The sequence below is a fragment of the Streptomyces sp. P5F9 genome (assembly GCF_057961495.1).
Map to the genome: position 1 here is coordinate 1 of NZ_JBXVPZ010000064.1, position 22,729 is coordinate 22,729.

Below are 22,729 nucleotides of genomic sequence, written 5' to 3' on the forward strand. Positions count from 1 at the left end.
CTCCCCGGCCCCCTGATCGCTCGGGAAGGATCGCCCATGATCACAAGCCCCCACCCGACAACCGGCCCCACCTGGGATCGCATCGCGCTTCCCGACCCTACGGTCCGTGAACGCGTCAGCCCGGAGGAATGGGCCGTACGGGTCGATCTGGCCGCCTGCTACCGACTGATCGCACGGTACGGCTGGACGGACATGATCTACAACCACATCTCCGCCCGGGTGCCCGGCAGTCACGACCGGTTCCTGATCAACGCGTTCGGCCTGCTCTACGAGGAGGTCTGCGCGTCGAACCTGGTCACGGTGGACCTGGCGGGAAACGTTCTGGACGGCCCTGAGTCGGGTGCCAATCCGGCCGGCTTCATCATCCACTCCGCCGTCCACCGGGCCCGCCCCGAAGTGGCCTGTGTGCTGCACACCCACAGCAAGGCCGGTTCCGCCGTGGCTGCGCAGCCACGCGGCCTGCTCGACATCAGCCAGCACGCCATGCGCTTCCACGGCCGGCTGGCCTACCACGACTTCGGCGGCATCGTGCTGGACGAGGCGATGCAGGGAAAGCTGGTCGGCGACCTCGGCGACAAGCGGGCGCTGATCCTGCGCAACCACGGCCTGCTCACCACCGGCCAGGACGTCCGCTCGGCCTTCGAGGACCTCTACTACCTCGAACTCGCCTGCCAGATCCAGGTCGCCGCGCAGGCAGGCGGCTCGGTCATCGAGTGCGACGAGGAGATCGCCGAGCACACCGCCGGCCAGTTCGACACGTCCAACGAGGCCTTCATCCACGGCCGCGACTGGGCCGCCCTGCGCCGACTGCTCGACCGCACCGACCCGTCGTACGCGGAGTGATGTGAAGGTGAGCAGAGATATGAAGGACAGACCGTTCGGCCTCGTCGCCACTGCCGCCGCGCTGCGCAGCGGCGCGCTGTCCAGCGAGGCCCTCACGGAGCAGCTGCTGACGGATGCCGAGGAGCGCGCGGACCTCGGCGCGTTCATCACCCTGGATCACGAGCGGGCCATGCGCGCGGCGCGGCAGGCCGACCGCTCGCCTACCCGCGGCCCGCTGCACGGGGTGCCGCTCGCGGTCAAGGACAACATCCACGTCGCCGGCCTGCCCAACACCGCCGCCACCCCCGCGCTGAAGGACTTCGTTCCCGACGCGGACGCGCCGGTGGTGCGGCGGCTGGTGGCGGCGGGCGCGTTCGTCCTCGGCAAGACGAACATGCACGAGCTGGCGTACGGGGTCACCAGCGCCTCCTCGGCCGCCGGCCCGGTGCGCAACGCCCACGACCCCACCCGTATCGCCGGAGGCAGCAGCGGCGGCACCGCGGTCGCCGTCACCTGCGGGGTCCCAGCGGGCCTCGGCACCGACACCGGCGGATCGGTACGGATCCCGGCCGCGCTGTGCGGGCTCAGCGGGCTGCGCCCCACGCCCGGCCGCTATCCGGGCGGGTCGGTGACCCCGTTGTCGGCCACCCGGGACACCGTCGGACCGATCGCGCACACCGTGGCTGACCTGGCACTGCTCGACGCAGTGCTGAGCACTGATGCCGACGCGGTACCCAGCACCGATGCCCACACGGTCGAGGCCGCGGCGCCGGAGCGCATCCGGCTCGGCATCCCGCGTGGTGCCTTCACCGAGCCGCTGGGCACCGAGACCGCTGTCTCGTTCGAGCGCGCGATCGACCGGCTGCGGGCGGGCGGGATCGATGTGGTCGACGTGTCGGCGCCCGACTTCGAAGGGATAGAGGACCGGCTCGGATACCCGATCGCACTCTACGAGGCGCGCCGCGAGCTGAAGCAGTACCTCGCCCGCCACCTCCCGGCGCTGACGCTGGCCGAATTGGCCGACCGCATCGCCAGCCCCGATGTCCGCGGGCTGTTCATGGACTCCATCGTCGACGACGCATCGCATCAGGTCACCGACGCGCACTACTGGGCGGCGGTGGGCGACGGCCGTGACCGGCTGCGCGCCACCTACCGCGACCTGTTCGCCGGCCACCAACTCCACGCCCTCGTCTTTCCCACCACGCCCCGTTGCGCCACGCCCCTGCACGAGCCGACCGGCCTGGCCGATCTCGGCGGCCACCCTCTGCCGACGTTCTCCGTCTTCACCCGCAACACCTCCCCTGGCAGCATCGCTGGCCTGCCCGGGCTCACCCTGCCGATGACCCCCGCCGCGGACCGGCTGCCGGTCGGGCTGGCACTGGACGGCCCACCGGGATCCGATCGTGCGCTGCTCGCCACCGGGTTGCTGGTCGAGCGACTGATCGATGTCAGTGGTGGGGGAATGACTTGAACGCGATCCACATGAGCATCCGGTCGGTCCGCGCACGTGCCGTGGACGTCCCTCTGTCCCGGCCGGTCAGGACGGCGGTCGGCGACGTTCCCACGGCGCCGCTCGTCCTGATCGACGTCGACACCCACGAGGGCGTGCGCGGCCGTTCGTACGTCTTCGGCTACACGGACCGGACACTGGGTGCCCTGGTCAGGCTGCTCACTGACATTTCGCCGGAGCTCGCCGGGAAGTCCGTCGCTCCAGCGGAGCGCATGCGCGACTTCGACCGGCGCTTCAAGCTCCTGGGCTGGCAGGGCCTCGTGGGGATGGTGGTGGGCGGCCTCGACATGGCCCTGTGGGACGCCCTCGGCCGTGCGGCGGGGCTCCCCGTCGTGCGCCTGCTCGGCGGCGAGCCCAAACCCCTTCAGGCCTACGACAGTTACGGCATCGTCGACCCGGTCCAGGACGCTCCGGTCCTGGAGAAGGCGGTCGCCCGCGGCTTCCGCGGCATCAAGATCAAGCTTGCCGGCCGGACCGCCGAGGACGACGTGAAAGTCGTACGAGAGGTCCGGGCGATCATCGGCCACGACGTGGCGCTGATGGTCGACTACAACCAGTCGCTCACCCCCGCAGAGGCGCTGCGACGGATCAACCGAATCGCGGCGTACGACCTCACCTGGGTGGAGGAGCCCGTGCCCGCCGACGACCTGCACGGCCACGCCGCTGTCCGCCGCGCCTCGCCCGTCCCCGTACAGACGGGTGAGAACTGGTGGTTCCCGCGCGGCATGGCCAACGCGGTCGCCGCCGGGGCCAGTGATCTCTGCATGCTGGACATCATGAAGATCGGCGGCGTGACCGGCTGGCTCCAGGCCATGGGCCAGGCCGACGCCGCGTCGCTCCCGCTGTCCAGCCACCTCTTCATGGAGGCGAGTGCGCACACCCTGGCCGTGACGCCGACGGCCCACTGGCTGGAGCACCTCGACTTCGCCGGCCCTCTGCTGGCCGAGCCCGTCCAGCCGGTCGACGGCACGATCACCGCGCGAGGCCCCGGCCTCGGGATCACCTGGGACGAGGAGGCCATCACCCGCTTCAGCTGCTGAGACTCCCTGAGACGGATCGTCACCCACCCGCACTGGAGGACACCGCTCCCACATGCACACCTGATCGAATTGAGATGGAGTACGAGACGTGTCTTCCGTAGTGCGCGTAGCGGCCGTGCAGGCCGAACCCAAGTGGCTGGACCTCGACGCCGGAGTCGCCCAGGCCGTGGACCTCATCACCCAGGCCGCCGCCGGCGGCGCCGAACTGGTCGCCTTCCCCGAGGTGTTCCTCCCCGGCTACCCATGGTGGATCTGGCTCGACTCCCCCCTCTCCGGAATGCAGTACGTACCCCGGTACGCGGAGAACTCCATGACCCGCGACGGCGACCACCTGGCCCGCATCGCGGCAGCCGCCGCCGAACACCACATCTTCGTCGTCCTCGGATTCGCCGAACGCACCATCACCGGCAGCCTCTACATGGCCCAGGCCCTCATCGACGACACCGGCCACATCCTCTCCGTGCGCCGCAAGCTCAAGCCGACGCACGCAGAACGCACCGTCTACGGCGAAGGAGACGGCAGCGACATCCAGGTCCACGACACCAGACTCGGCCGGCTGGGCGCACTGAACTGCGCCGAACACATACAACCGCTGACCAAATACACGATGTTCAGCAAGGGCGAACAGATCCACGTCGCCTCCTGGCCCAGCTTCTCCGTCTACCGCGGCAAGGCGACGGCACTCGGCCCCGAGGTCAACACCGCCGTCAGCCTGGTCTACGCCGTCGAGGGCCAGACCTTCGTCCTCGCCCCCTGCGCCACGGTCGGCCAGGCCGCCCAGGATCTCTTCTGCGACACCGACGCCAAGAAGGAACTCCTCCTCCAGGGCGGCGGATTCACCCGCATCTACGGCCCCGAGGGCACCGAACTCGCCAAGCCCCTGCCCGAGACCGAGGAAGGCATCCTCTACGCCGACCTCGACTTCGACCTCCTCGCCATCGCCAAGAACGCCTACGACCCCGCCGGCCACTACTCCCGCCCCGACGTCTTCAGCCTCAGCTTCGATCCCAGCCCGAGGGAGCGCGTCCAGTACGTCGACCCGACCGCCGACGCCGCCGAGCAGAGGGAGCCCTCCCCGGACACCACCCTGCTGGACTGAGACCTGTAGGGCGGGACTCGACGGACCGTCCCGCCCTACCCCTTCCGATATCCGAACGCCCAGTGAAAGGAACGACGCCATGAACGCCAACGACCCCTTCGCCCGCCTCCCCGAGGCGGCGGCCTTCACCGTCACCAGCACCACGCTCACCGACGGCGCCCCCCTCCCCGACGAGCAGATGTCCGGTCTCTTCGGCATCCCGGGCGGCAAGGACGTCTCCCCGCAACTGTCCTGGAACGGCGCCCCCGAGGGCACCAAGAGCTACGCCGTGACGATGTACGACCCCGACGCGCCGACCGGCTCCGGGTTCTGGCACTGGGCCGTGGCCGACCTTCCCGCCACCGTCGACGAGCTGCCCGAGGGTGCCGGCGACGACACCGGCTCCGGCCTGCCCAAGGGCGCCTTCCAGGTGCCCAACGACGCCCGCATCGGCCGCTTTATCGGCGCGGCCCCGCCCGCCGGGCACGGCCCGCACCGCTACGTTTTCGTGGTGCACGCCCTTGACGTCGAGACGATCGGCATCCCGACTGACAGCACCCCCGCCTTCCTCGGCTTCACCATGGCCCGCCACATCCTCGGCCGTGCCATCCTGACCGCCACCGCCGAGACTCCGGCCTGACCTACAGGCCGCCACGCAGTGGCCCGGGACGAGAGGCTGATCGAGCCCGGCCCCCCTGTGCGATGAAAGGTTTCGCCGGAGAACGAGGAGTGTTCGTGCTCGAGCCGCACCCGTCCCGCAGGCGGCTGTTCGGGCGGCTACCCCGCGGACTGCGCGGGAGCGGGCAGGCCTGTTCTGTTCAGGTGGTCTTACCCAGTTGGGCGGGGGACACCACTCGCCACGCCCTCCAGCCCCGGAACACAAGGGTCGGAATACTGGAACGAATAATCGCGAAACTTAGCCAACCGTGTGCCTGGAAACATCAAGGGAGCCACCCGGACGCTCGCTACACGTCGGCATGAACCGTTGCGAGAGCTTCGGCGTACAGGCCCCGGATGTCGACCTTGCCCTCGGCTCGGACCCATTCATGGATCGCGGCGTCGGCGCAGCCGAGGACGGCGGTGACGAGGGCGCGGGCACGGGCGTCGGGGGTGGTGTCGTCGCCGCGGCCGAGGCGGGCGCGGACATCAGGGATAAGCAGTTCCTGCCAGAGGAACTGCTTCTCCATGCGGCGTGCACGCAGGGAGGGGGTGTTGGCGAGCATGGCGTTGGCGCGCAGGCTGCGTTCGGGGTTCTCGACAAATCCGCTCAGGAGGAGGGCGGCCGCGTAACCCAGGGCCTCCCAGGCCGGCTCCCGGGCAGGGCGGGCCCGGAGCGCGTCACGGACACGCTCACCGGCGACCGTGAAACTCCCGAGGACCACGTCCTCCTTGGTCGGGAAGTGACGGAAGAAACTGCTGCGGGAGACACCTGCCTTCTCCGCGATCTGGTCGGCGGTGGTCTCCTCAAATCCGTCGGCCAGGAACAACTCCATTGCCGCAGCGGTGATCTCGGCGCGGATGGCGGCACGCTGTCGTTCGCGCAGCGACGGCTTGGAGGTCGTCTGGATCGCCTTCATGGAGTGATTCTAGTGGACCACCAATCAATCTGACACTGAGTCCCATGTAGAGTCTAAGTGTCAGAAGCGATTGTGCCCCCCTTCGATCGAAGGCAGCCCCAATGCAGTACAGGACTCTCGGCAGCACCGGCGTCCAGGTCAGTTCACTCGCTCTCGGGACGATGAACTTCGGCCCCTTCGGGAACACGGCCGAGGCGGAAACCACAGCCATGGTGCGCCGCGCCCTGGACGCAGGCATCAACGTCGTCGACACCGCCGACGCCTACTCCGGCGGCATCTCCGAGGAACTTGTCGGCAAGGCACTCAAAGGGGTCGACCGCGACGACGTGGTGCTGGCCACCAAGTTCCGCCTTCCGTTGGGCGATATCACCAGCCCGGGCGACAGGACCGGGCTGGACGGCATCAACAAACAGGGCGGCTCACGCCGGTGGATCATCAAAGCGGTCGAGAACAGCCTGCGCCGTCTGGACACCGACCACATCGACCTTTACCAGATGCACCGCCCCGACCCGGCCACGGACATCGAGGAGTCACTGTCGGCGCTGACCGACCTGCAGCGCGCCGGCAAGGTTCTCTACGTCGGCTCGTCGACGTTCTCAGCCGCGGAGATGGTCGAGGCACAGTGGGTGTCCGAGCGGCGCTCGCTTGCGCGTTTCGTCAGCGAGCAGCCGCTGTACTCGATCCTTTCGCGTGGCATCGAGGCCGACGTGCTGCCCACCGCGCAGAAGCACGGCATGGGCGTGTTGACCTGGAGTCCGCTGTCGGGTGGGTTCCTGTCGGGCAAGTACCAGCCCGGCACCGAGGCGGAACAGTCGTACCGCGACAAGCTCAGGGCTGGCAGCACCATCACCCTTGACGGCGACGACACCCTCAAGCGCGAGGCCGCGGAGAAGCTCTACACACTCGCCGAGAAACACGGCATGTCGCTGGTCGAGATGTCGCTCGCGTTCGTGACCAGCCACCCCGGCGTCACCAGCGTCTTGGTTGGCCCACGCACCATCGAGCAGCTCGAATCGCAGCTGCCCGCCGGAGACCGTGTGCTCTCCGCCGAGGTCCTCGACCGGATAGACGAGATCGTCGCCCCCGGCCGCACCATCAAGGCCGGCGACGCCCACGCCGTGAACCCGGCCCTTGAGGCAGTCCACCGCCGCCGCTGAACCATCGGGGGGCGTTCCGTCGTGTGGTGGATGCGGGGAGGGCCTTCGAGCCAGGCCCGGGTGGGTTGTCTGTGACGATCCAGATCTCCTCATCCGGGTTGGCGTCCTCGGGCAGCTGCAGGAACTGCTGTTAATAGACGCTATTGCGGGAGGCTGCGGTCATGGAGACCCGGGCGGAGGAGCCGCGGGATCACCGGCCCCAGCTCATCGGCGCAGATCACCGTCGCGCTGACGGGCAGCCGGGTGTAAACGCTGATGAGCCGTTTCCTTTTGAGACAAAGTCCGGGTCCTTCGACCTGCGCCTCTGCGGCCAAAGGATCCAGGGTCCACTCCGGTTGCCCAGATTCGTCGAACCCACAGCTCCCCGACGGGCTCCCACTACAGGCACCCCGGCGACACTGTCTTGACCAGAGTGGTGATCTTCGACTGTTCCTCCTCGGCGATCCGTCGCTTGCGGCCCTGCTCGCCCAGGCTATCCAGCCCTGCAGGCGCGAGCTGTTGCTGCGGTGCAGCCAGCACCGGACGGTTTTTTGGCTGCAGCCCAGCTTCACAGCGATCGCCAGTACCCGCAGCTCCGACCAGCTCAGCTCGGTCGTCCGCGCCCCCATCACCTCATTCGGCGGCGCCTTTTGTGCCCACGACAACCTGCGAACGACGGACCGCTCGTCCTCGTCCCGGCCGTGCCCGTACCACCGTCCAGCGCCCGCCATCGAGCACCGTCAGCCACCCCGCCACCAAGGCATGTACCCAGCGAAAGAGGAACCCAGCACAAGCCACCTGCCGTGATGAACCTCAACGAGAACGTCGCCGAAGTCGGTAGGCTCGTCGAAAGCAGACCTTCGCGGGCACGAACTCGCCGAGGCGATCAAGAGCATCCCCGGGATCGACCTCCTGCCAGCCCGCCAGACGCAGCAGGACGACTGCCCATCCGACGGACTGCGCATTCACGCGCCCCAGGTCAGACTCACGCTGCAACGCGGAGCAAGAGGCTTCTGCTCACTTGCGGTTCGGGCCCTCTCCCCCACCCGCCGGAGCGGTCGGATCTGCCAATAATTGGAACTGGGGGAGACGGATCAACGCCAGGGGCGAGAAGTCCTGCCGCCCCTGGAAGCCACGAACTCAAACCGGACCTAGAACAAGGGGTGCGCGGGACAGGCCCTCCCCGTCACCCTGCGGCAGCGCTGATCCCGGCGATACGACCCGAACTGATCGCCCAGGACAGCGGAGTGCCGAACCGGTGCTCGTCAAAACCGACCCAGCCGCCGACGACCGAGCCGGCCCCGAACAGTCCGGGGATGGGCCGAGACTGCTCGTCGAGCACCCGCAGGCGCTGGTCGATCCGCAGCGGCCCGGCGGTGTCGATCATCAGCGGCCGGAACCGCAGTGCGTAGAACGGCGGCTTGAGCAGCGGGACCAGGTGCTCGGGGTCCTTTGCCCACAGCGCGTCACGCCCGGCCTCGCAGAAACCGTTGTATTCCTGCACGGTGGCGGCAAGCGCCTCCGGGTCGGCACCGATCCAGCGTGCGATCTCCGACCAGTCATTGGCCGAGACACACCACTCCTTGTTTGCCGGATCAGCCAGAGTGTCACGCAACGTGTTGCGGTAGCCCCCGGTTATCCAGGCGCCCGGATCATCCTCGCCGGGACGCACCTCACCGGCCAAAGGGTCCGGCTGTTCGATGACATGCTGCACCAAGGCGTCGTCGAACAGTGCGAACCCGGCCATGCCGGGCTGGACGATCAGCGCGTTGGTGGTGGCGTTGACCATGCCGAGCGATTCGTCCAGGAACCGTTCGCCGCGTGCATTCACCCACAGGCAACGAGGTTCCATACCCGCGCGGTTCGGCTTGTTCTTCTTGGTCTTGAAGCTGTAGCAGTTCTCCTTGATGAGGAACGAACGGCCGCCAGTGTCGGCCCCGACCGCGCCGGCGAGGGCAATTCCGTCACCGGCCAGCCGCTTGCTGTCGGTCCAGTAGACGTCCTCGTCGTAGATGCCCGGGAACTTCTCGTGCAGCAGGTCGACGTTTCCGGTGAACCCCCCGGTGGCGAGCACGACCCGCGAGGTCTCGATCGTGATCCTGCCGTCCTTGGTGTCGGCCACCACCGCGCTCACCCCGGTCTCCGGCGAGCCGATGATCCCGGCCGCTGCGGCCCTGGTGAAAATCTGGCCGCCATTGGCGGTGAAGCGCTCTTTGAGTACCTCCATCGCCCGCTGGAAGCTTCCCGGGGGGTTGGCCCACCCGCTGGGCTCCACACCCAGATCCCTGCCCGTCATGGGCCGGTAGCCGATACCGCGATCCTCCAGCCACTGCACCGTCTCGTCGGCCTCGTCCACCCACAGCCGGACAAGCCTGGGATCCACGCCGTCGTAATGGTTGTACGCCATCGTGTCCCGGAAGACAGCGTCGGGCGAGTTCCCTAGGCCTGCCTCACGCTGGGACCTGCTCTGCACCGCGAACAGGAAGCCGCCGGACATACCGGCGTTGCCGCCCACGAGCGAGCGCTTTTCCAGCACCACGACCCGGTCCAGTCCATGTTCCTGTGCGGTGATCGCTGCCGGCAGGCCGGCACCACCGGCCCCGATCACCACCAGGTCCGCCGTCAGTTCGCCGCTGAGCTCGCTCACTGGTCCTCGCTCTCGTTGTTGATCACGCGCTCCACGCGCGCGGGCTTGTCGGTGGAGGTCGTCGTCTCGCCGACGCTGTCGTACCCATCCACTTGTTCGGGTTGCGGTGCGGGCGCCATGTTCACCGCGTATGGCGGGTTGAAGGTCACCTCGCGATCCACACGGTGTGCATCCGGCACTGTCCCGCCGAACTTCGGGAAACGGTCCGGACGATTGATCGACGACTCGCCACCCCGGTCCTCGGCCTCGAAGGTGACACACCCGGCGTCTCCTGCGCCCGGCACTCCTCGATCTCACGGGCGGGCGCGCCCGCGGAACGCTGGTAGGTCCGGCGGCTCATCGGTTGGGTGATGGCACGAACGCCCTCCAACCGCTGGACGGCGCGTTCGAGGGGCATATTGCTCATGCGGTTGCTCCCTCAGGTGTGGGGGTGTCGGCGGTGAAGAGGTGGCAGGCGACCGACCGGCCGTCGACGACGGTGACGGCCGGCCGCTGGATCCGGCACGTCGACGTGGCGTGCGGGCAGCGCGGTGCGAAGGGACAGCCCTGTGGTGCGGTTCCTGTCCCCTCGCCGCCGGCGACCGGATCGGCCTGCTGCCGGGCTGCCCGCCGTTTGCGCTGGCGGAGCGGGTCGGCCACGGGAGAGCTGGCGATCAACGCCTGGGTGTAGGGGTGCAGCGGCCGGCACAGGACGTCCTGCGTGGTTCCGCTCTCCATGACGCGCCCGCGGTAGAGCACGACCACTCGTTGGGCGATGGCCGCGACCACCGCGAGGTTGTGCGCGATGAACAACATCGCCGTCCCCCGTTCGCGGCTGAGGTCGCTCATCAGGTCGAGCATCCGCGCCTGGGTGATCACATCGAGGGCGCTGGTCGGTTCGTCGCAGATGACGAGCGCGGGATCGGTGGAGATCGCCCTGGCGATGGCGATGCGCTGACGCTGGCCTCCGGAGAACGCGCTCGGGTAGCGGTCGATCGCGTCGGCGGGCAGGCCGACCCGGGTCAGCAACTCCCCGATCCGCGTTCGGGCGTCCGCGGCGCTGAGCTTGCCGTGGACTTCGAGGGGTTCACTCAGCGTCCTGCCGATGGTGCGTGCCGGATTGAGCGAGGCGTAGGGATCCTGGAAGACGACTTGGAGCCCGGTGGACAGATCCCGCCGTTCGGCGGCGTGCTGGTGGGTGATGTCCTGGCCGCCCAGGTGGATGGTGCCCCGTGCCGGGGCCGTCAGGCCGAGGATCGCCCTGCCCACCGTCGACTTGCCCGAGCCCGACTCGCCCACCAGGCCCACGATTTCCCCGTGGCCGACCGTGAGGCTCACGTCCTCGACCGCCTTGGTGGGACTGGAGCGCCATCCGCTCCTGTACTCCACACCGAGATCCTTGACATCCAGCAGGGGTGTACTCATTCCCCGCTCCTTTCCTGGCCCGCGTCGACCGGAAGCCGGGGTGTCGCCGCGACCAGCGTGCGGGTGTATTCCTGGGCGGGCGAAAGGAGCACCGCCTCCGTGGTGCCCTCCTCGATCAGACGTCCGTCCGACATGACCGCGACCCGGTCGCAGATGTCGGCGACCACGCCCAGGTCGTGTGTGACCAGCAGAAGCGTCAGTGAGGACTCTTCCCGCAGGTGCAGGAGGAGATCGATGATTTCTGCCTGGACGGTGACGTCGAGTGCCGCGGTGGGTTCGTCGGCGACCATCACGTCGGGCTCGCCACTGAGGGCGAGCGCGATCGCCACCCGCTGTGCGATGCCCCCGGAGAGCTGGTGTGGATAGCGGCGGGCGACCGCGACAGGATCGGGCATGCCGACGCGGGTCAGCAGACTCAGTGCGATCCGCCGGGCCTCCCGCCGACGGACGCGCCGATGCAGGCAGATCATCTCGTCCAGTTGCGAGCCGACGGTGAAGGACGGGTCGAGCGCCGCCATCGGCTCCTGGGCGACAAGACCGATCCGAGACCCGCGGATCTTGCGCAGTTGCGCTTCGTCCAGGCGGAGCAGGTCCTCGCCGTGGAGCAGCACGCGGCCGGAGGTGACCCGCCCGGGCTGCGGCACCAGCCCGAGGATGGACAGCGCAGTCGTCGTCTTGCCGGATCCGGACTCGCCGACCAGGCCGAACACCTCTCCGCGGCGCAGATGGAAGCCGACGTCGCGGACCACGGCTCGGTCGCTGCCGTCCTGACCCGGGTAGGACACGTGAAGCCGATCGACCGTCAGCACCGCGTCCGACGCTGGCGCCGGCCCGGGCGGGGCCACTCCGTCCGCGGGCCCGTCCGGCACCGGCCGTCGCGGGTCGGGCAGTTGCGAGGGCCGCCGGTGCCCGCTCACCGCCTGCAGCAGGGAGTTGCCGACGAGGTTGAGGGCCAGCACGGTCGCGGTGAGGGCGAAGCCGACCGGCACCATCAGCCACGGGTGCTGATCGAGGTTGTTTGCGGCGTCCAGGGTCATCTGCCCCCAGCTCGGGGTCTCGGGCGAGAAGCCGAGGCCGAGGAAGGACAGGGAGGTCAGAAACAGGAACGTGCCGCTGTACTGCACGACCGCCTGCGCGATGAGGGGACCGGTGACGTTGGGCAGGATGTGCCGGGCCAGGATCCGCAGGCGCGACAGTCGGGAGACCAGCGCGGCGTCGACGTAGGGCAGGTCGCGTGCGGCGGCCGTCGAGGTCCGCACGACCCGGAAGAGAGCGCCGCTGGTCAACACACCAAATGCGATGGCCATCACGATCAGGTTGTTGTCGGTCACCGCGGCGATGGCCAGCACCACCACAAGTCCCGGCAGCGCGAACAGGATGTCGACCACGAAGGTGGCGGCGGCGTCGACCCGCCCCGACAGGTAGCCCGCGAGCAGCCCGCCGGGTACGGCGAGCAGCAAGGAGACCCCTACCGGGATGAGCGCGGTCAGCAACAGTCCGCCTCCACCGTGCAGCAGCCGCGAGAAGACGTCGCGGCCGAGCTCGTCGGAGCCCAGCCAGTGGTGCGCGCCGGGCCCGCTGAAGGCACTGGTCAGGTCCTGGTCCAGTGGGTCGATGGGCGCGAGTACCGACGCCATTGCGCACGCCACGCTGATCCCGATCAGCCAGATGAGGCTCACCCAGACCGCCGGGCGGGCGAGTGCCCTGCGCAGGGCTGTGATGGACGGGGTCATGAGAACCGGATCCTTGGGTTGAGGGCCGCGGCTACCACATCGGTCAGCAGGTTGACGGCGACGATGATGAGGCTGAACGCCAGCACTGCGCCCTGCACGATCGGAAGATCATGTTGGCGGATCGCGCTGAGCATCAGTGTGCCCACGCCGGGCAGGTTGAAGATCGCCTCGATCACCATGACCCCGCCGAGGGCGAACACGAATCCGAGGCTGGCCACGGTCACCACCGGGCCGCTGGCGTTGCGCAGCACGTGCCTGAACACAATCCGTCGGCGGGACAGCCCATTGGCCGCAAGCGTACGGACGTAGTCGCGCGAGAGCTGCTCGACAACGCCCACGCGCGTCTGGAACGCCACCGGTCCCACCCCCGCCAGCCCTACGGAGACCATCGGCAGGATCAGATGCGACAGCCATTCCCCCGGTGAGGCGGTGAAGGCCACGTACCCGGTAGCCGGGAACGCCGGAAGCCGGATGGCGAAGAGGAACACGAGCAGGCCCGCGAGCCAGAAGCTCGGAACCGCCATGCCGATGCTGGCCCCCCACATGACCGCACGGTCCACCGCGCCACCCCGCACGGCCGCGACCGTCCCGAGGGTGACGCCGACCAGGAGGGTGAACACCGTGGCGAGCACGGCGACCGAGACCGTGACCGGCAGCGCGCTGCCCAGGGCGTCGGCCACCTTCTGGTTCGACACCAGCGACACCCCCAGGTCGCCGTGGAACAGGCCGCCGATCCAGTCGCCGTACTGGACGAGTGCAGGCCGGTCCAGTCCCAGAGAGGATCGGAGGCGGGCTATCTGGTCCGTCGTGGCCCCGGTACCGAGCAGAAACGACGCCGGGTCCCCGGGAACAAGCTGGACCAGGAGAAACGTCAACGTGGCGACGATCGCCATGATGGGCACCACAGTCGCCAGCCGGCGCAAGCACAGTCGGAGCATGGTCACTCGCCTCCGATCGGCTGCAGGTGGTACAGCATCGGGCCCCCGACTCGCTCAGGCTCGACCACCTTGACGACGGACGGGTCATAGGCGTGCAACTGGCTGCTCAACGCCGGGATCACGTACCAGGCCTGCTCGGCGCCATACTCGGCCAGCTGTGCGTAGAGCTGCTTCTGCTCGTCGCCCTTGGCGGACACGGCCTTGGCCAGCAGGGTATTCACCGACGCGTTGCTGTTGCCGAGCGGGTTCATCGAAGAACTCTTCGTCATCAGGAATGTGAAGTCGCTGTACGGGAGTCCGGTCACCGCCTGGAGAGATGTGGCCATCGCCCACTTGCCGGAGTTGACCTGCTGCACGAAGTCGTCACCGTGGTTGCTGAGCTGCACGTCGATGCCGACCTTGCGGAGATACCCGGCGAGGGCCTGGGCCATCTGGTCCCACTGCGGGTTGTTCAGCACCTTGATCGAGAACCCGTTCGGGTAACCGGCCTGGCGCAGGAGCGCCTTGGCCTTGGCAACGTCGTAGGTGTAGTAGCTGTCGATCTTCCGCTTGTAGCCGGTGCTCTCCCATCCGAACGGCGTCGAGGCGTTGACGTCACCGTGACCGCCGAGCACGGACTTGAGGATCGCCTCCCGGTCGATCGCATAGTTCATGGCCTGCCGGACGCGCACGTCACCCAGCGGCTTGTTGATCTTTCCGGCGGTGTCGAAGATCGTGAAGCCGAAGAAGGCGCATGCGGCCCCCTCGGAGATCTTCCACCCACTGATCTCCGTTCCCGCCGTCACGGTCGTGTAGTCGATCTGGCCGCTGCGCGCCGCGTTGTAGGAGGCAGTGGGGTCGGTAATCAACTGCACCACCAGCTTGTCGAAGCGCGGCCACTGGATGTCCCCCGCCCAGTAGCTCTTGTTCCGGGTGAACGCGTAGGTCTTGTTCGTCGTCGTGCCGCTCTTGTCGAGGATGTAGGGGCCGGACCCGACCGCTGTGTCGGCGAGCACCTTGGGGTTCTTGAGCGCGGTGGGACTCACCATCCAGCCGGCCTGCTGCGAGAACCCGTAGGGCAGGTCGGGCTGCGGGGCTGTCAGGTTGAAGCGCACCTTGCTTTTGGACACGACGTCGACCGACCGGACGTACGAGAGGTACGGCAGCGCCGCCACGTTCGACGGGGTGACCGACTTGGCGTAGTCGATATTGGCTTTGACGGCCGCGGCGTCGAAGCGGGTGCCATCGGTGAAGACCACATCGGTACGCAGATCCATCACCAAGGTCGTGGCGTCGCTGTAGTCCCATGAGGCGGCCAGCCACGGGATCACCGTGCCGTCGGCGTTGATATGGGTGAGAGTGTCGTACGTCGCGGCTGCCACGTACTGGCTCAGCTGCGTCTTCCATGGATCCAGCGAGTTTCCGGTCGGAAACGCGGACATCGTGAAGGTTTTCTGTCCGGACCCGGACCCTCTTGCGCCCGAGCCGGCACAGCCGGTGGCGGCCACCAGGACGGATGACCCGATGAGTGACAACGCAGTACGCCTCAACACCCTGAACTCCTCAACGTCGACGCTGACTGAATGAGATATGCGGTGGCTTCGAATTCAACACTCCGTGCGACAGGGTGAGAACACGTCTGCATCAGCTTTGTGTTGATGGCTGCCATTCATGGACACGATGGGCAGTGACCGTCCGGCTTCCGGGATAAATCAACACGCGATAATCCTGGCCCTCCGTAGGCGATCCGCCCTTTTAATTGATGCGCAATTCCGAGTCCGCCCCTCCCTTCCCCTGGCGAATACCCCAAGGGAATTGATCATGACACGGCCGCGTAATGCGAGCCCCTGCTTCTGACTTCTCGTAGAAACGGGATTCGCTGACGGTCAACGAGCGGGTTCCGGAAACTCGGCGACGAGCGGGGCGTCCGCCGATATCGGACCGGTCCCCGAGGCACCTCCTGGAGAGCCTAGGGTAGTGAAGAAGGCCTCGTTGGCGTCGGTGAAGGCGGCCCACTCCGGCGGCACGTCCTCGGCATAGAAGATCGCCTCGACCGGGCACACGGGTTCGCAGGCGCCGCAGTCGACGCATTCGTCCGGGTGGATGTAGAGCATGCGCTCACCCTCGTAGATGCAATCTACGGGGCATTCATCTACGCAGGCCCGGTCCTTCACGTCCACGCAGGGTTGTGCGATGACGTATGTCATGGGGTGTTCCTCCGATTCGGTTCGACGGTCCAGGCGTCGCGGCCTCGCAGTAGGTCTCGCAGGGTGCCGCCGTCTCCGCTCCTGGCTGCCTGCTCCCGTACCAGGTCGTCGTAGGTGGGACGCTGTGCCGCCCGGAACACCCCGACGGGCACGACGGGGCCGTGGTTTGCGCTGTCCAGCCGGGACAGCGCGAACGCCTGCGTGGGGTCGCCGGCCGCGGCGTCGTGGACGACCAGAGCGTCCTCGCCCGTCTCGGCGACCGGGGCCACACGCAGTCCGCCGGTACGGGGATCGCGCGCGACGCCGTACTCTCCCTCGGCCCCGAAGCGCACCGGCTCCCCGTCGCGCAGCGGGATGACCCGTTGGACGCGCTCCCGGGGATCCTTCACGGCCTCGAAGGCGCCGTCGTTGAAGACCGGGCAGTTCTGGTAGATCTCGACCAAGGCCGTCCCCCTGTGCTCGGCCGCCGCCCTTAGCACCTCGGTGAGCTGAGCGCGGTCGGAGTCCAGGGCCCGGGCCACGAAGGTCGCCTCCGCGCCGAGCGCGAGCGAGACCGGGTTGAAAGGGTGGTCGACCGAGCCCAGGGGGGTCGACTTGGTGACCTTCCCGGGTTCCGAGGTGGGAGAGTACTGGCCCTTGGTCAGTCCATAGATCCGGTTGTTGAAGAGCAGGATCTTCAGGTTGACGTTGCGCCGCAGGGCGTGGATGAGGTGGTTTCCCCCGATGGACAGCGCGTCACCGTCACCGGTGACCACCCAGACGCTGAGATCCGGGCGGGTGACGGCGAGGCCGGTGGCCAGTGTGGGGGCGCGTCCGTGCACGGAGTGCATGCCGTAGGTGTCGAGGTAGTACGGGAAGCGGGACGAGCAACCGATGCCCGAGATGAAGACGATGTTCTCGCGGCGCAGTCCGAGTTCGGGCAGGAAGGACTGGACCGCAGCCAGTACGGCGTAGTCCCCGCAGCCGGGGCACCAGCGGACTTCCTGGTCCGAGCGGTAGTCCTTGGCGGTCTGCGGCCCGTCGGCCAGGGGCACGCCGTCCAGACCGTGCTTGCCCGGCATGCCGAGCTCGGTCGTGGTCATGCCGATTCTCCTTTGATCACGGATACGAAGGCGTCGGCGAGTTCCTCGGCTCCGAAGGGCTGGCCGGTGACCTTCGAACGGCTGACCACGTCCACTCCGTACGCGGCGCGCAGGAGCCCGGCGAGTTGGCCGAGGTTCATCTCGGGCACCACCACCTGCCGGTAGGCACGCAGAACCGCGCCGAGATTGCCCGGGAAGGGCCGCAGATGCCGCAGATGGGTCTGAGCCACGGGCAGTCCGCGGGCCCGCACCCGTCGGCAGGCCGCACCGATCGGCCCGTACGTCGAACCCCAGCCGAGCACCAGCACGTCGGCCCGCCCGTCGGGGTCCTCGACCTCGACGTCAGGCACGGTGATGCCGTCGACCTTCGCCTGACGCAGGTGGACCATGCGCTCGTGGTTGGCCGAGTCGTAGGAGATCGTTCCCGGGCCGTCGGACTTCTCCAGGCCGCCGATGCGATGCTCCAGGCCTGGCGTGCCCGGGATCGCCCACGGTCGGGCGAGGGTGGTCCGATCGCGCAGATACGGCCAGAACGCCTCCGAACCGTCCGGGGCGTTGGGCCCGGTCGCGAATTCCACGCGCAGGTCAGGCAGATCGTCGGGCTCCGGGACCAGCCACGGTTCTGAGCCGTTCGCCAGCGCTCCGTCCGACAGGAGCAGGACCGGGGTTCGGTAGGTGAGCGCGATCCGGGCCGCCTCCAGGGCGGCGTCGAAGCAGTCGCCGGGTGAGCGCGGTGCGATGACGGGCAGCGGGGCCTCACCATTGCGGCCGTGCATGGCCTGCAACAGGTCGGACTGCTCGGTCTTGGTGGGCAGCCCCGTGGACGGGCCGCCGCGCTGGACGTCGATCACGATCAGCGGCAGCTCGGTCATCACCGCCAGACCGAGGATCTCGCTCTTCAGGGCGAGACCCGGCCCGGAGGTGGAGGTGACGCCCAGCGCCCCGCCGAAGGCCGCGCCGAGGGCGGCGCCGATCCCGGCGATCTCGTCCTCCGCCTGGAGGGTGAGGACACCGAACTCCTTGTGGCGGGCGAGTTCGTGGAGGATGTCGGAGGCGGGGGTGATCGGGTAGCTGCCGAGCAGCACGGGAAGGCCCGCGCGCTGCCCGGCGGCAGTCAGTCCGAGAGCGAGCGCGGTGTTGCCGGTGATCTGCCGATACGTGCCGGGCGGCAGATTGGCGGGGGCGATCTCGTACGTGGTGGCGAACGCCTCCGTGGTCTCGCCGTAGTTCCAGCCCGTCCGGAAGGCGGTGACGTTGGCCTCGGCCACCTCCGGGCGGCCGGCGAACTTCCGCCGCAGGAAGGTCTCCGTGCCGGCGGTGGGGCGGCCGTACATCCAGGCGATCAGGCCGAGGGCGAACATGTTCTTCGCCCGCTCCGCGTCCTTGCGGGACAAGCCGCTGTCGGCGAGCGCACCACGCGTCAGGCTGCTCATGGGCACCTGGTGGACGACGTGCCCGCTCAAGGTCGCGTCCTCCAGCGGTGACGTCGCATAGTTCGCGCGCTGCAGGTTGCGACGGGTGAACTCATCGGTGTTGACGATCACCGTTGCGCCCGGCGGCAGGTCGGCGGCGTTGGCCTTGAGGGCCGCCGGGTTCATCGCGACGAGCACGTCGGGACGGTCGCCGGCGGTGAGTATGTCGTAGTCGGCGAAGTGCACCTGGAAGGAGGAGACACCCGGCACCGTGCCCTGGGGGGCGCGGATCTCGGCCGGGAAGTCCGGGCGGGTCGCCAGATCGTTGCCGAATGCCGCGCTGTCGGCGGACAGCCGGTCGCCCGCGAGTTGCATGCCGTCACCGGAATCGCCGGCGAAGCGGATGACAACGCGCTCCAAGGGCACGGGGGTACGTGGGACGGTTCCTGAGGTGATACGCGAGGTCACAGCTGTCCTCCTGGCCCGCTGCAGGCGAGCGGGGCACGCCGGTTCCGCGTAGCAAGCAGATGGGACACGAAAGCCCTCCAGGGCTCGGAAACAGGGGGCAGGACGGAATACCGTCCTGTGGACGGCCATCTGGGCGGCGGACGGTCGGCAGGCGTCGGACACTTCGTCGAAGGTGCGATGCGGATCCCGCGGCGCCGGATCGCTGAAGCAGACCCGGTCCGGCGTGTGACTACCGGTGCGTCGGGGGCGGACCGGCCCGCACTCGTCGGGCATTCCGACGATATGCGGGCGCCAGACCTGCGACTTCCTGTTCCGCGAAACGACGCGGGTTGAAGTCGCAGGGGTTCCGGATGAGGCATGGCTACATCTCAGTTCGTTGTCAATCGGTTGTGCCGGCGCCTGACGTGCCGTCAGTAGCTGAAGGTCTCGCTGAAGGTCCGGTAGGCCTCGGGCATCCGCGGCAGGTCCTGCGGCAGCTGGGTGTGGCTGTAGACCTTGTAGGTCTCCTCCTCGATGTCCGGGCGCGGCATTTCCACCGGGGGGCCACCGACGCCCATCGGCGCGTCGGCGGTCAGGTCCGCCCAGCTCTCGCCGACCGGCGTGAAGAAGTCCGTGTAGACGTGCATGTGCCAGATCTTCCAGACGCCGTTCTCGCGGATGAAGTCGACGCCGTACTTCTCCCAGATCCAGTGCGCGATCGGCTTGTGGTCGGGCGGCATGATCTCGGTGACCTGGCCCGGGGAATACCACATGCCCTTGGCCGTCTTCCCGTCGCCGGCGATCTCGATGATCGAAGTGGTCAGCGGGTGCATGATCAGAGTGCCGACGCCCAGGTTGTCGTCGGATTCGTCGAGCTCGGGGTAGTGCTTGCGGAGCAGATCAAGGTTGGCCCGCTGCATCTTGCGGTTCAGCTCGCCGTAGTAGTAGTTGATGGACTCGTATCCGACGAAGTAACCCTGGTTCTGCGCGAAGGTGGGCTCCGGGGTCTCCTTGACCCAGAGCGCCTCCAGCTCCTCGGCGTTCTTGCCGAGCCCGTGGTAGTAGGCGTGCCGGCTCATCACGTTCTGGACCTCGTGGATGTCCAAGACCCTCTGGAGCTTCTGCTCGGTGGTCAGTTCCGCGGTGTCGCTCATGTACGGCTCCTAGTTGAGGTGGAGGGTCAGGCGGGCCGGTCGGTGTACGACCAGGTTTCGTCGAACGTCCGGTACGGCACGGGCGGGACCGGCGCCAACTCCTGGGCCGTGTCGACCTGGTAGGGCTGGTTGAAGGTGACCGGACGCGACGGGGGCGTCATGCCCTTCATGAGCTGCCCGGGTTCGGGGAAGTAGGGCGGCCGGTGGATCGAGGACTCGACCCAGCTCTGGTGATAGGGAGTGCGGAAGGTGGTGTAGATGTGGAAGTGCCAGAACTTCCACGCGCCGCCCTCCTTGACGAAATCGATGCCGTAGCGGCCCCACGACCAGTGGGCGATGGGCGGACCGTCCGGCCGGGGAAAGGTCTCGTGGCCGGGGGAGATCCACACGCCCTTGGCGGTCAGGCCGTCCTCGGCGACCTCGATCACGGGGGTAGTGGCGGCGTGCTCGGTCATGAGCCCTGGCATCTCCGGCGGGGCGCCGTCGACGTAGCAGCCCTTGACGGTCTCCGCGCCCTCGAAGACGCCCCAGTCCTCGGGCTCGAAGGTCAGGCCGGGTGCGTCCTTGGCGAAGAACTTCTCGAACTCCTCGCTGTTGCGCCCCGCGGCGTGCAGGTACTCGTGCATGCCCATGAGGTTGTTGATCTCGTGGATGTCCTCCAGGCGTCGCAGTCGCCTGTCGAAGTCGTCCTGTGCCATGCGGGGTCCTTTACAGGGGCGGGAGGTCGTCGAGGGTGCGGTACGGCTCCGGAGGGACGGGGTCGTACGTCAGCACGCGGGTGACGGAGTAGTCGTTGAGGGGCGCGGTGGGCGGCCGGTCGGACGTCGCGGTCAGTGGTGGCGGTGCCTGCTCGCGCAGCGAGCTCTCGACCCAGCTGGAGCCGTAGACGGTACGGAAGCGCGGCACGACCCGCAGACGCAGGATCCGCCAGGCGCCGTCCTCCCCGTCCTCCTCGTGGACGAAGTCGACGGCGTAGTGCACCCACGCCCAGCCGGCCTCGGGCCGCCCCGCGTCGGGGTTGAAGCCCGTCTGCGCGGCCAGCACCATCCACACGCCGCGGGCCGAGCCGCCGTCCTCGGCGACGTGGATGACCGGGGTCGTGAACGAGCTCTCCAGCAGCATCCCGGCGCGGTCGTCCGGGACGTCTAGCTCCGGGAACGCGACCCGCATCCCCTCCCCGTTACGGCGGGCCATCTCCAGCAGCGGCCCGACCAGCGCGGCGCGAGCGCCGTCCAGCCCCTCGTACACGCCCCAGTCGGCCAGTTCGACCGTCACGCCGGGGGTGCGGCGGGCGAAGGCGCCGATCAGGTCGTCGTAGTGGCCGGCCGCGTTGAAGAAGGCGTGGCGGCCGATGAGGTTGTGGATCTCGTGTACCGCCCTGATCCGGTGCAGTCGCTGTGCCCTGGTCAGGGTCGTCGGGGTTCCGGTCGAGGTCGTCACCTCAGGCCTCCTTCGGCGGGTCGGTGTAGCCGGTGGTCTCCTGCCAGGTCCCGTACGGTTCGGGCGGCGGAGGCTGCAGGACGCGGGCCGCGTCGAGCGTGTACGGCTGGTTGAAGGTCACTGGCCGGTCCACCACCGGCATGCCGGGAACGACCTCTCCCTTTTTCGGGAAGTAGGCGGGGCGGTTGATCGAGGAGTCGACCCAGTCCTGGTCGTACGGGGTGCGCAAGGTGGTGTAGACGTGGAGGTGCCAGATCCGCCACTCGCCTTTCTCCCTGAGGAAGTCGACGCCGTAGCGACCCCATGACCAGTGGGCGGCGGGAAGGCCGTCCGGCAGCGGGAAGGTCTCGTGCCCCGGGGAGATCCACACCCCCTTGGCGGTCAGGCCGTCACCGGCCACCTCGATGACGGGCGTCGTCAGCGTGTGCTCGATGAGCAGGCCCGGGGTGCCGGCGGGGAAGGGGTTCTTCTCCACGTACGCGTTCCAGATGTGGTCCCAGCCGTCCCACACACCCCAGTCCTCGGCCTCGAAGGAGACGTCGGGAGCGTCCGTCGCCCAGCACTCCAGGAGCTCGCGGTCGTTGAGGCCGGCCGAGTGCAGGTACGCGCGCCGGCCCATGAGGTTGTGAATCGCCTGGACGTCCTCCAGTCGCTGGAGTTGCCTCTCCAGATCGGGTGTGACGGTGTCGTGGTCGTCCAACTCTGCTCATCCCTTGTGGTCGGAGGTCATGGTCGGAACCGTCGTGGTCGCAGCTGTGGTGGGAAGTGAGCGCCCAGGGGAGGCAGGCGCAAAGCCCTGCTCGGGACGGGTGCCGATGGGTATCGCGGAGCAGCTCGCCGACGGCTCGCCACCAGCCCGGTGCCGGTCCTGCCCCAGCCTCGGCACCGGCGGGAAACAGCCGGAACACCGTGTTTCGGCGGACGCGCGGGGGGGCCGCGATCGTCGCCGGAGAAGGCGAGGGCAGGGTGACGGAGGTGAAGGGTGCGGTGATGCCGTGTCAGGCGTGACGCGCGAAGCCGCGGACCGGCCCCGGGCGGGATCCGTCTCTCAGCAACGTACGGGCGCTGGGCGTCGCGTGAGCGGGGCGGCACGGCCGGCCCGTGTACATCACCGTGGACGCCT

At 68.4% G+C, this 22,729-nt stretch carries 20 protein-coding genes; 6 read left to right on the forward strand and 14 right to left on the reverse strand.

Annotation, left to right across the window (positions count from 1 at the left end; translation table 11 throughout):
• Nucleotides 1–36: 36 nt before the first annotated feature.
• From AC31A1_RS13735 to AC31A1_RS13755, 5 genes are all read left to right on the forward strand, one after another.
• Entirely contained in the window at nucleotides 37–843 is an 807-nt protein-coding gene (locus tag AC31A1_RS13735) for a class II aldolase/adducin family protein (RefSeq protein ID WP_489653560.1), read from the forward strand.
• A gap of 19 nt (nucleotides 844–862) precedes the next feature.
• Nucleotides 863–2,293: an indoleacetamide hydrolase gene (gene iaaH / locus AC31A1_RS13740; RefSeq protein ID WP_489653561.1), complete on the forward strand. Its 1,431-nt coding sequence runs from the start codon at nucleotides 863–865 to the stop codon at nucleotides 2,291–2,293.
• An 11-nt stretch (nucleotides 2,294–2,304) separates the two neighbouring features.
• Nucleotides 2,305–3,372 carry an enolase C-terminal domain-like protein gene (locus AC31A1_RS13745; RefSeq protein WP_489653562.1) on the forward strand — a complete coding sequence of 356 codons (1,068 nt, stop codon included), beginning with the start codon at nucleotides 2,305–2,307 and terminating at the stop codon, nucleotides 3,370–3,372.
• A gap of 88 nt (nucleotides 3,373–3,460) precedes the next feature.
• Nucleotides 3,461–4,471, forward strand: coding sequence for a carbon-nitrogen hydrolase family protein (locus AC31A1_RS13750; RefSeq protein WP_489653563.1), 1,011 nt, complete (start codon nucleotides 3,461–3,463; stop codon nucleotides 4,469–4,471).
• Nucleotides 4,472–4,550: 79 nt separating this feature from the next.
• Nucleotides 4,551–5,090 carry a YbhB/YbcL family Raf kinase inhibitor-like protein gene (locus tag AC31A1_RS13755; protein WP_489653564.1) on the forward strand — a complete coding sequence of 180 codons (540 nt, stop codon included), beginning with the start codon at nucleotides 4,551–4,553 and terminating at the stop codon, nucleotides 5,088–5,090.
• Nucleotides 5,091–5,415: 325 nt separating this feature from the next.
• Here the strand turns inward: AC31A1_RS13755 and AC31A1_RS13760 are convergent, their stop codons facing one another.
• A complete protein-coding gene (locus AC31A1_RS13760) occupies nucleotides 5,416–6,027 on the reverse strand; it encodes a TetR/AcrR family transcriptional regulator (RefSeq protein ID WP_489653565.1) in 612 nt (203 codons plus the stop codon).
• 101 nt (nucleotides 6,028–6,128) lie between these two features.
• Between AC31A1_RS13760 and AC31A1_RS13765 the strand changes: the two genes are divergently transcribed.
• On the forward strand, nucleotides 6,129–7,184 hold the full coding sequence (locus AC31A1_RS13765) for an aldo/keto reductase (RefSeq protein WP_489653566.1): 1,056 nt from the start codon (nucleotides 6,129–6,131) through the stop codon (nucleotides 7,182–7,184).
• Between the two features lie 1,165 nt (nucleotides 7,185–8,349).
• On the opposite strand, the gene AC31A1_RS13770 is transcribed toward AC31A1_RS13765, so the two are convergent.
• The 13 genes from AC31A1_RS13770 to AC31A1_RS13830 all read right to left on the reverse strand — a co-directional run bounded on the left by AC31A1_RS13770 (nucleotide 8,350) and on the right by AC31A1_RS13830 (nucleotide 22,306).
• A complete protein-coding gene (locus AC31A1_RS13770) occupies nucleotides 8,350–9,810 on the reverse strand; it encodes an FAD-dependent oxidoreductase (RefSeq protein WP_489653567.1) in 1,461 nt (486 codons plus the stop codon).
• Complete coding sequence (locus AC31A1_RS13775; RefSeq protein WP_489653568.1) at nucleotides 9,807–9,971, reverse strand: hypothetical protein; 165 nt, start codon at nucleotides 9,969–9,971, stop codon at nucleotides 9,807–9,809. Before AC31A1_RS13775 ends, AC31A1_RS13770 begins: the two co-directional genes overlap by 4 nt.
• Nucleotides 9,972–10,212: 241 nt before the next feature.
• Nucleotides 10,213–11,214 carry an ABC transporter ATP-binding protein gene (locus AC31A1_RS13780; protein WP_489653569.1) on the reverse strand — a complete coding sequence of 334 codons (1,002 nt, stop codon included), beginning with the start codon at nucleotides 11,212–11,214 and terminating at the stop codon, nucleotides 10,213–10,215.
• Nucleotides 11,211–12,947, reverse strand: coding sequence for a dipeptide/oligopeptide/nickel ABC transporter permease/ATP-binding protein (locus AC31A1_RS13785; protein WP_489653570.1), 1,737 nt, complete (start codon nucleotides 12,945–12,947; stop codon nucleotides 11,211–11,213). The genes AC31A1_RS13780 and AC31A1_RS13785 overlap by 4 nt, the downstream gene beginning before the upstream one ends.
• Nucleotides 12,944–13,885 carry an ABC transporter permease gene (locus tag AC31A1_RS13790; protein WP_489653571.1) on the reverse strand — a complete coding sequence of 314 codons (942 nt, stop codon included), beginning with the start codon at nucleotides 13,883–13,885 and terminating at the stop codon, nucleotides 12,944–12,946. The genes AC31A1_RS13785 and AC31A1_RS13790 overlap by 4 nt, the downstream gene beginning before the upstream one ends.
• 2 nt (nucleotides 13,886–13,887) lie before the next feature.
• Complete coding sequence (locus AC31A1_RS13795) at nucleotides 13,888–15,306, reverse strand: ABC transporter substrate-binding protein (RefSeq protein WP_489653572.1); 1,419 nt, start codon at nucleotides 15,304–15,306, stop codon at nucleotides 13,888–13,890.
• 444 nt (nucleotides 15,307–15,750) lie between these two features.
• Entirely contained in the window at nucleotides 15,751–16,071 is a 321-nt protein-coding gene (gene fdxA / locus AC31A1_RS13800) for a ferredoxin (protein ID WP_489653573.1), read from the reverse strand.
• Nucleotides 16,068–17,153, reverse strand: a complete 1,086-nt coding sequence (locus AC31A1_RS13805) for a 2-oxoacid:ferredoxin oxidoreductase subunit beta (protein WP_489653574.1) — start codon at nucleotides 17,151–17,153, stop codon at nucleotides 16,068–16,070. The genes fdxA and AC31A1_RS13805 overlap by 4 nt, the downstream gene beginning before the upstream one ends.
• Entirely contained in the window at nucleotides 17,150–19,033 is a 1,884-nt protein-coding gene (locus tag AC31A1_RS13810; RefSeq protein ID WP_489653575.1) for a 2-oxoacid:acceptor oxidoreductase subunit alpha, read from the reverse strand. Before AC31A1_RS13810 ends, AC31A1_RS13805 begins: the two co-directional genes overlap by 4 nt.
• A 410-nt stretch (nucleotides 19,034–19,443) precedes the next feature.
• A complete protein-coding gene (locus tag AC31A1_RS13815; protein ID WP_489653576.1) occupies nucleotides 19,444–20,166 on the reverse strand; it encodes a nuclear transport factor 2 family protein in 723 nt (240 codons plus the stop codon).
• A gap of 26 nt (nucleotides 20,167–20,192) precedes the next feature.
• Nucleotides 20,193–20,864 (reverse strand): nuclear transport factor 2 family protein, encoded by a 672-nt coding sequence (locus AC31A1_RS13820; RefSeq protein ID WP_489653577.1) that lies wholly within the window; start codon nucleotides 20,862–20,864, stop codon nucleotides 20,193–20,195.
• A 10-nt stretch (nucleotides 20,865–20,874) separates the two neighbouring features.
• Nucleotides 20,875–21,606 (reverse strand): nuclear transport factor 2 family protein, encoded by a 732-nt coding sequence (locus tag AC31A1_RS13825; RefSeq protein WP_489653578.1) that lies wholly within the window; start codon nucleotides 21,604–21,606, stop codon nucleotides 20,875–20,877.
• Between the two features lies 1 nt (nucleotide 21,607).
• Complete coding sequence (locus tag AC31A1_RS13830; protein WP_489653579.1) at nucleotides 21,608–22,306, reverse strand: nuclear transport factor 2 family protein; 699 nt, start codon at nucleotides 22,304–22,306, stop codon at nucleotides 21,608–21,610.
• Nucleotides 22,307–22,729 lie beyond the last annotated feature (423 nt).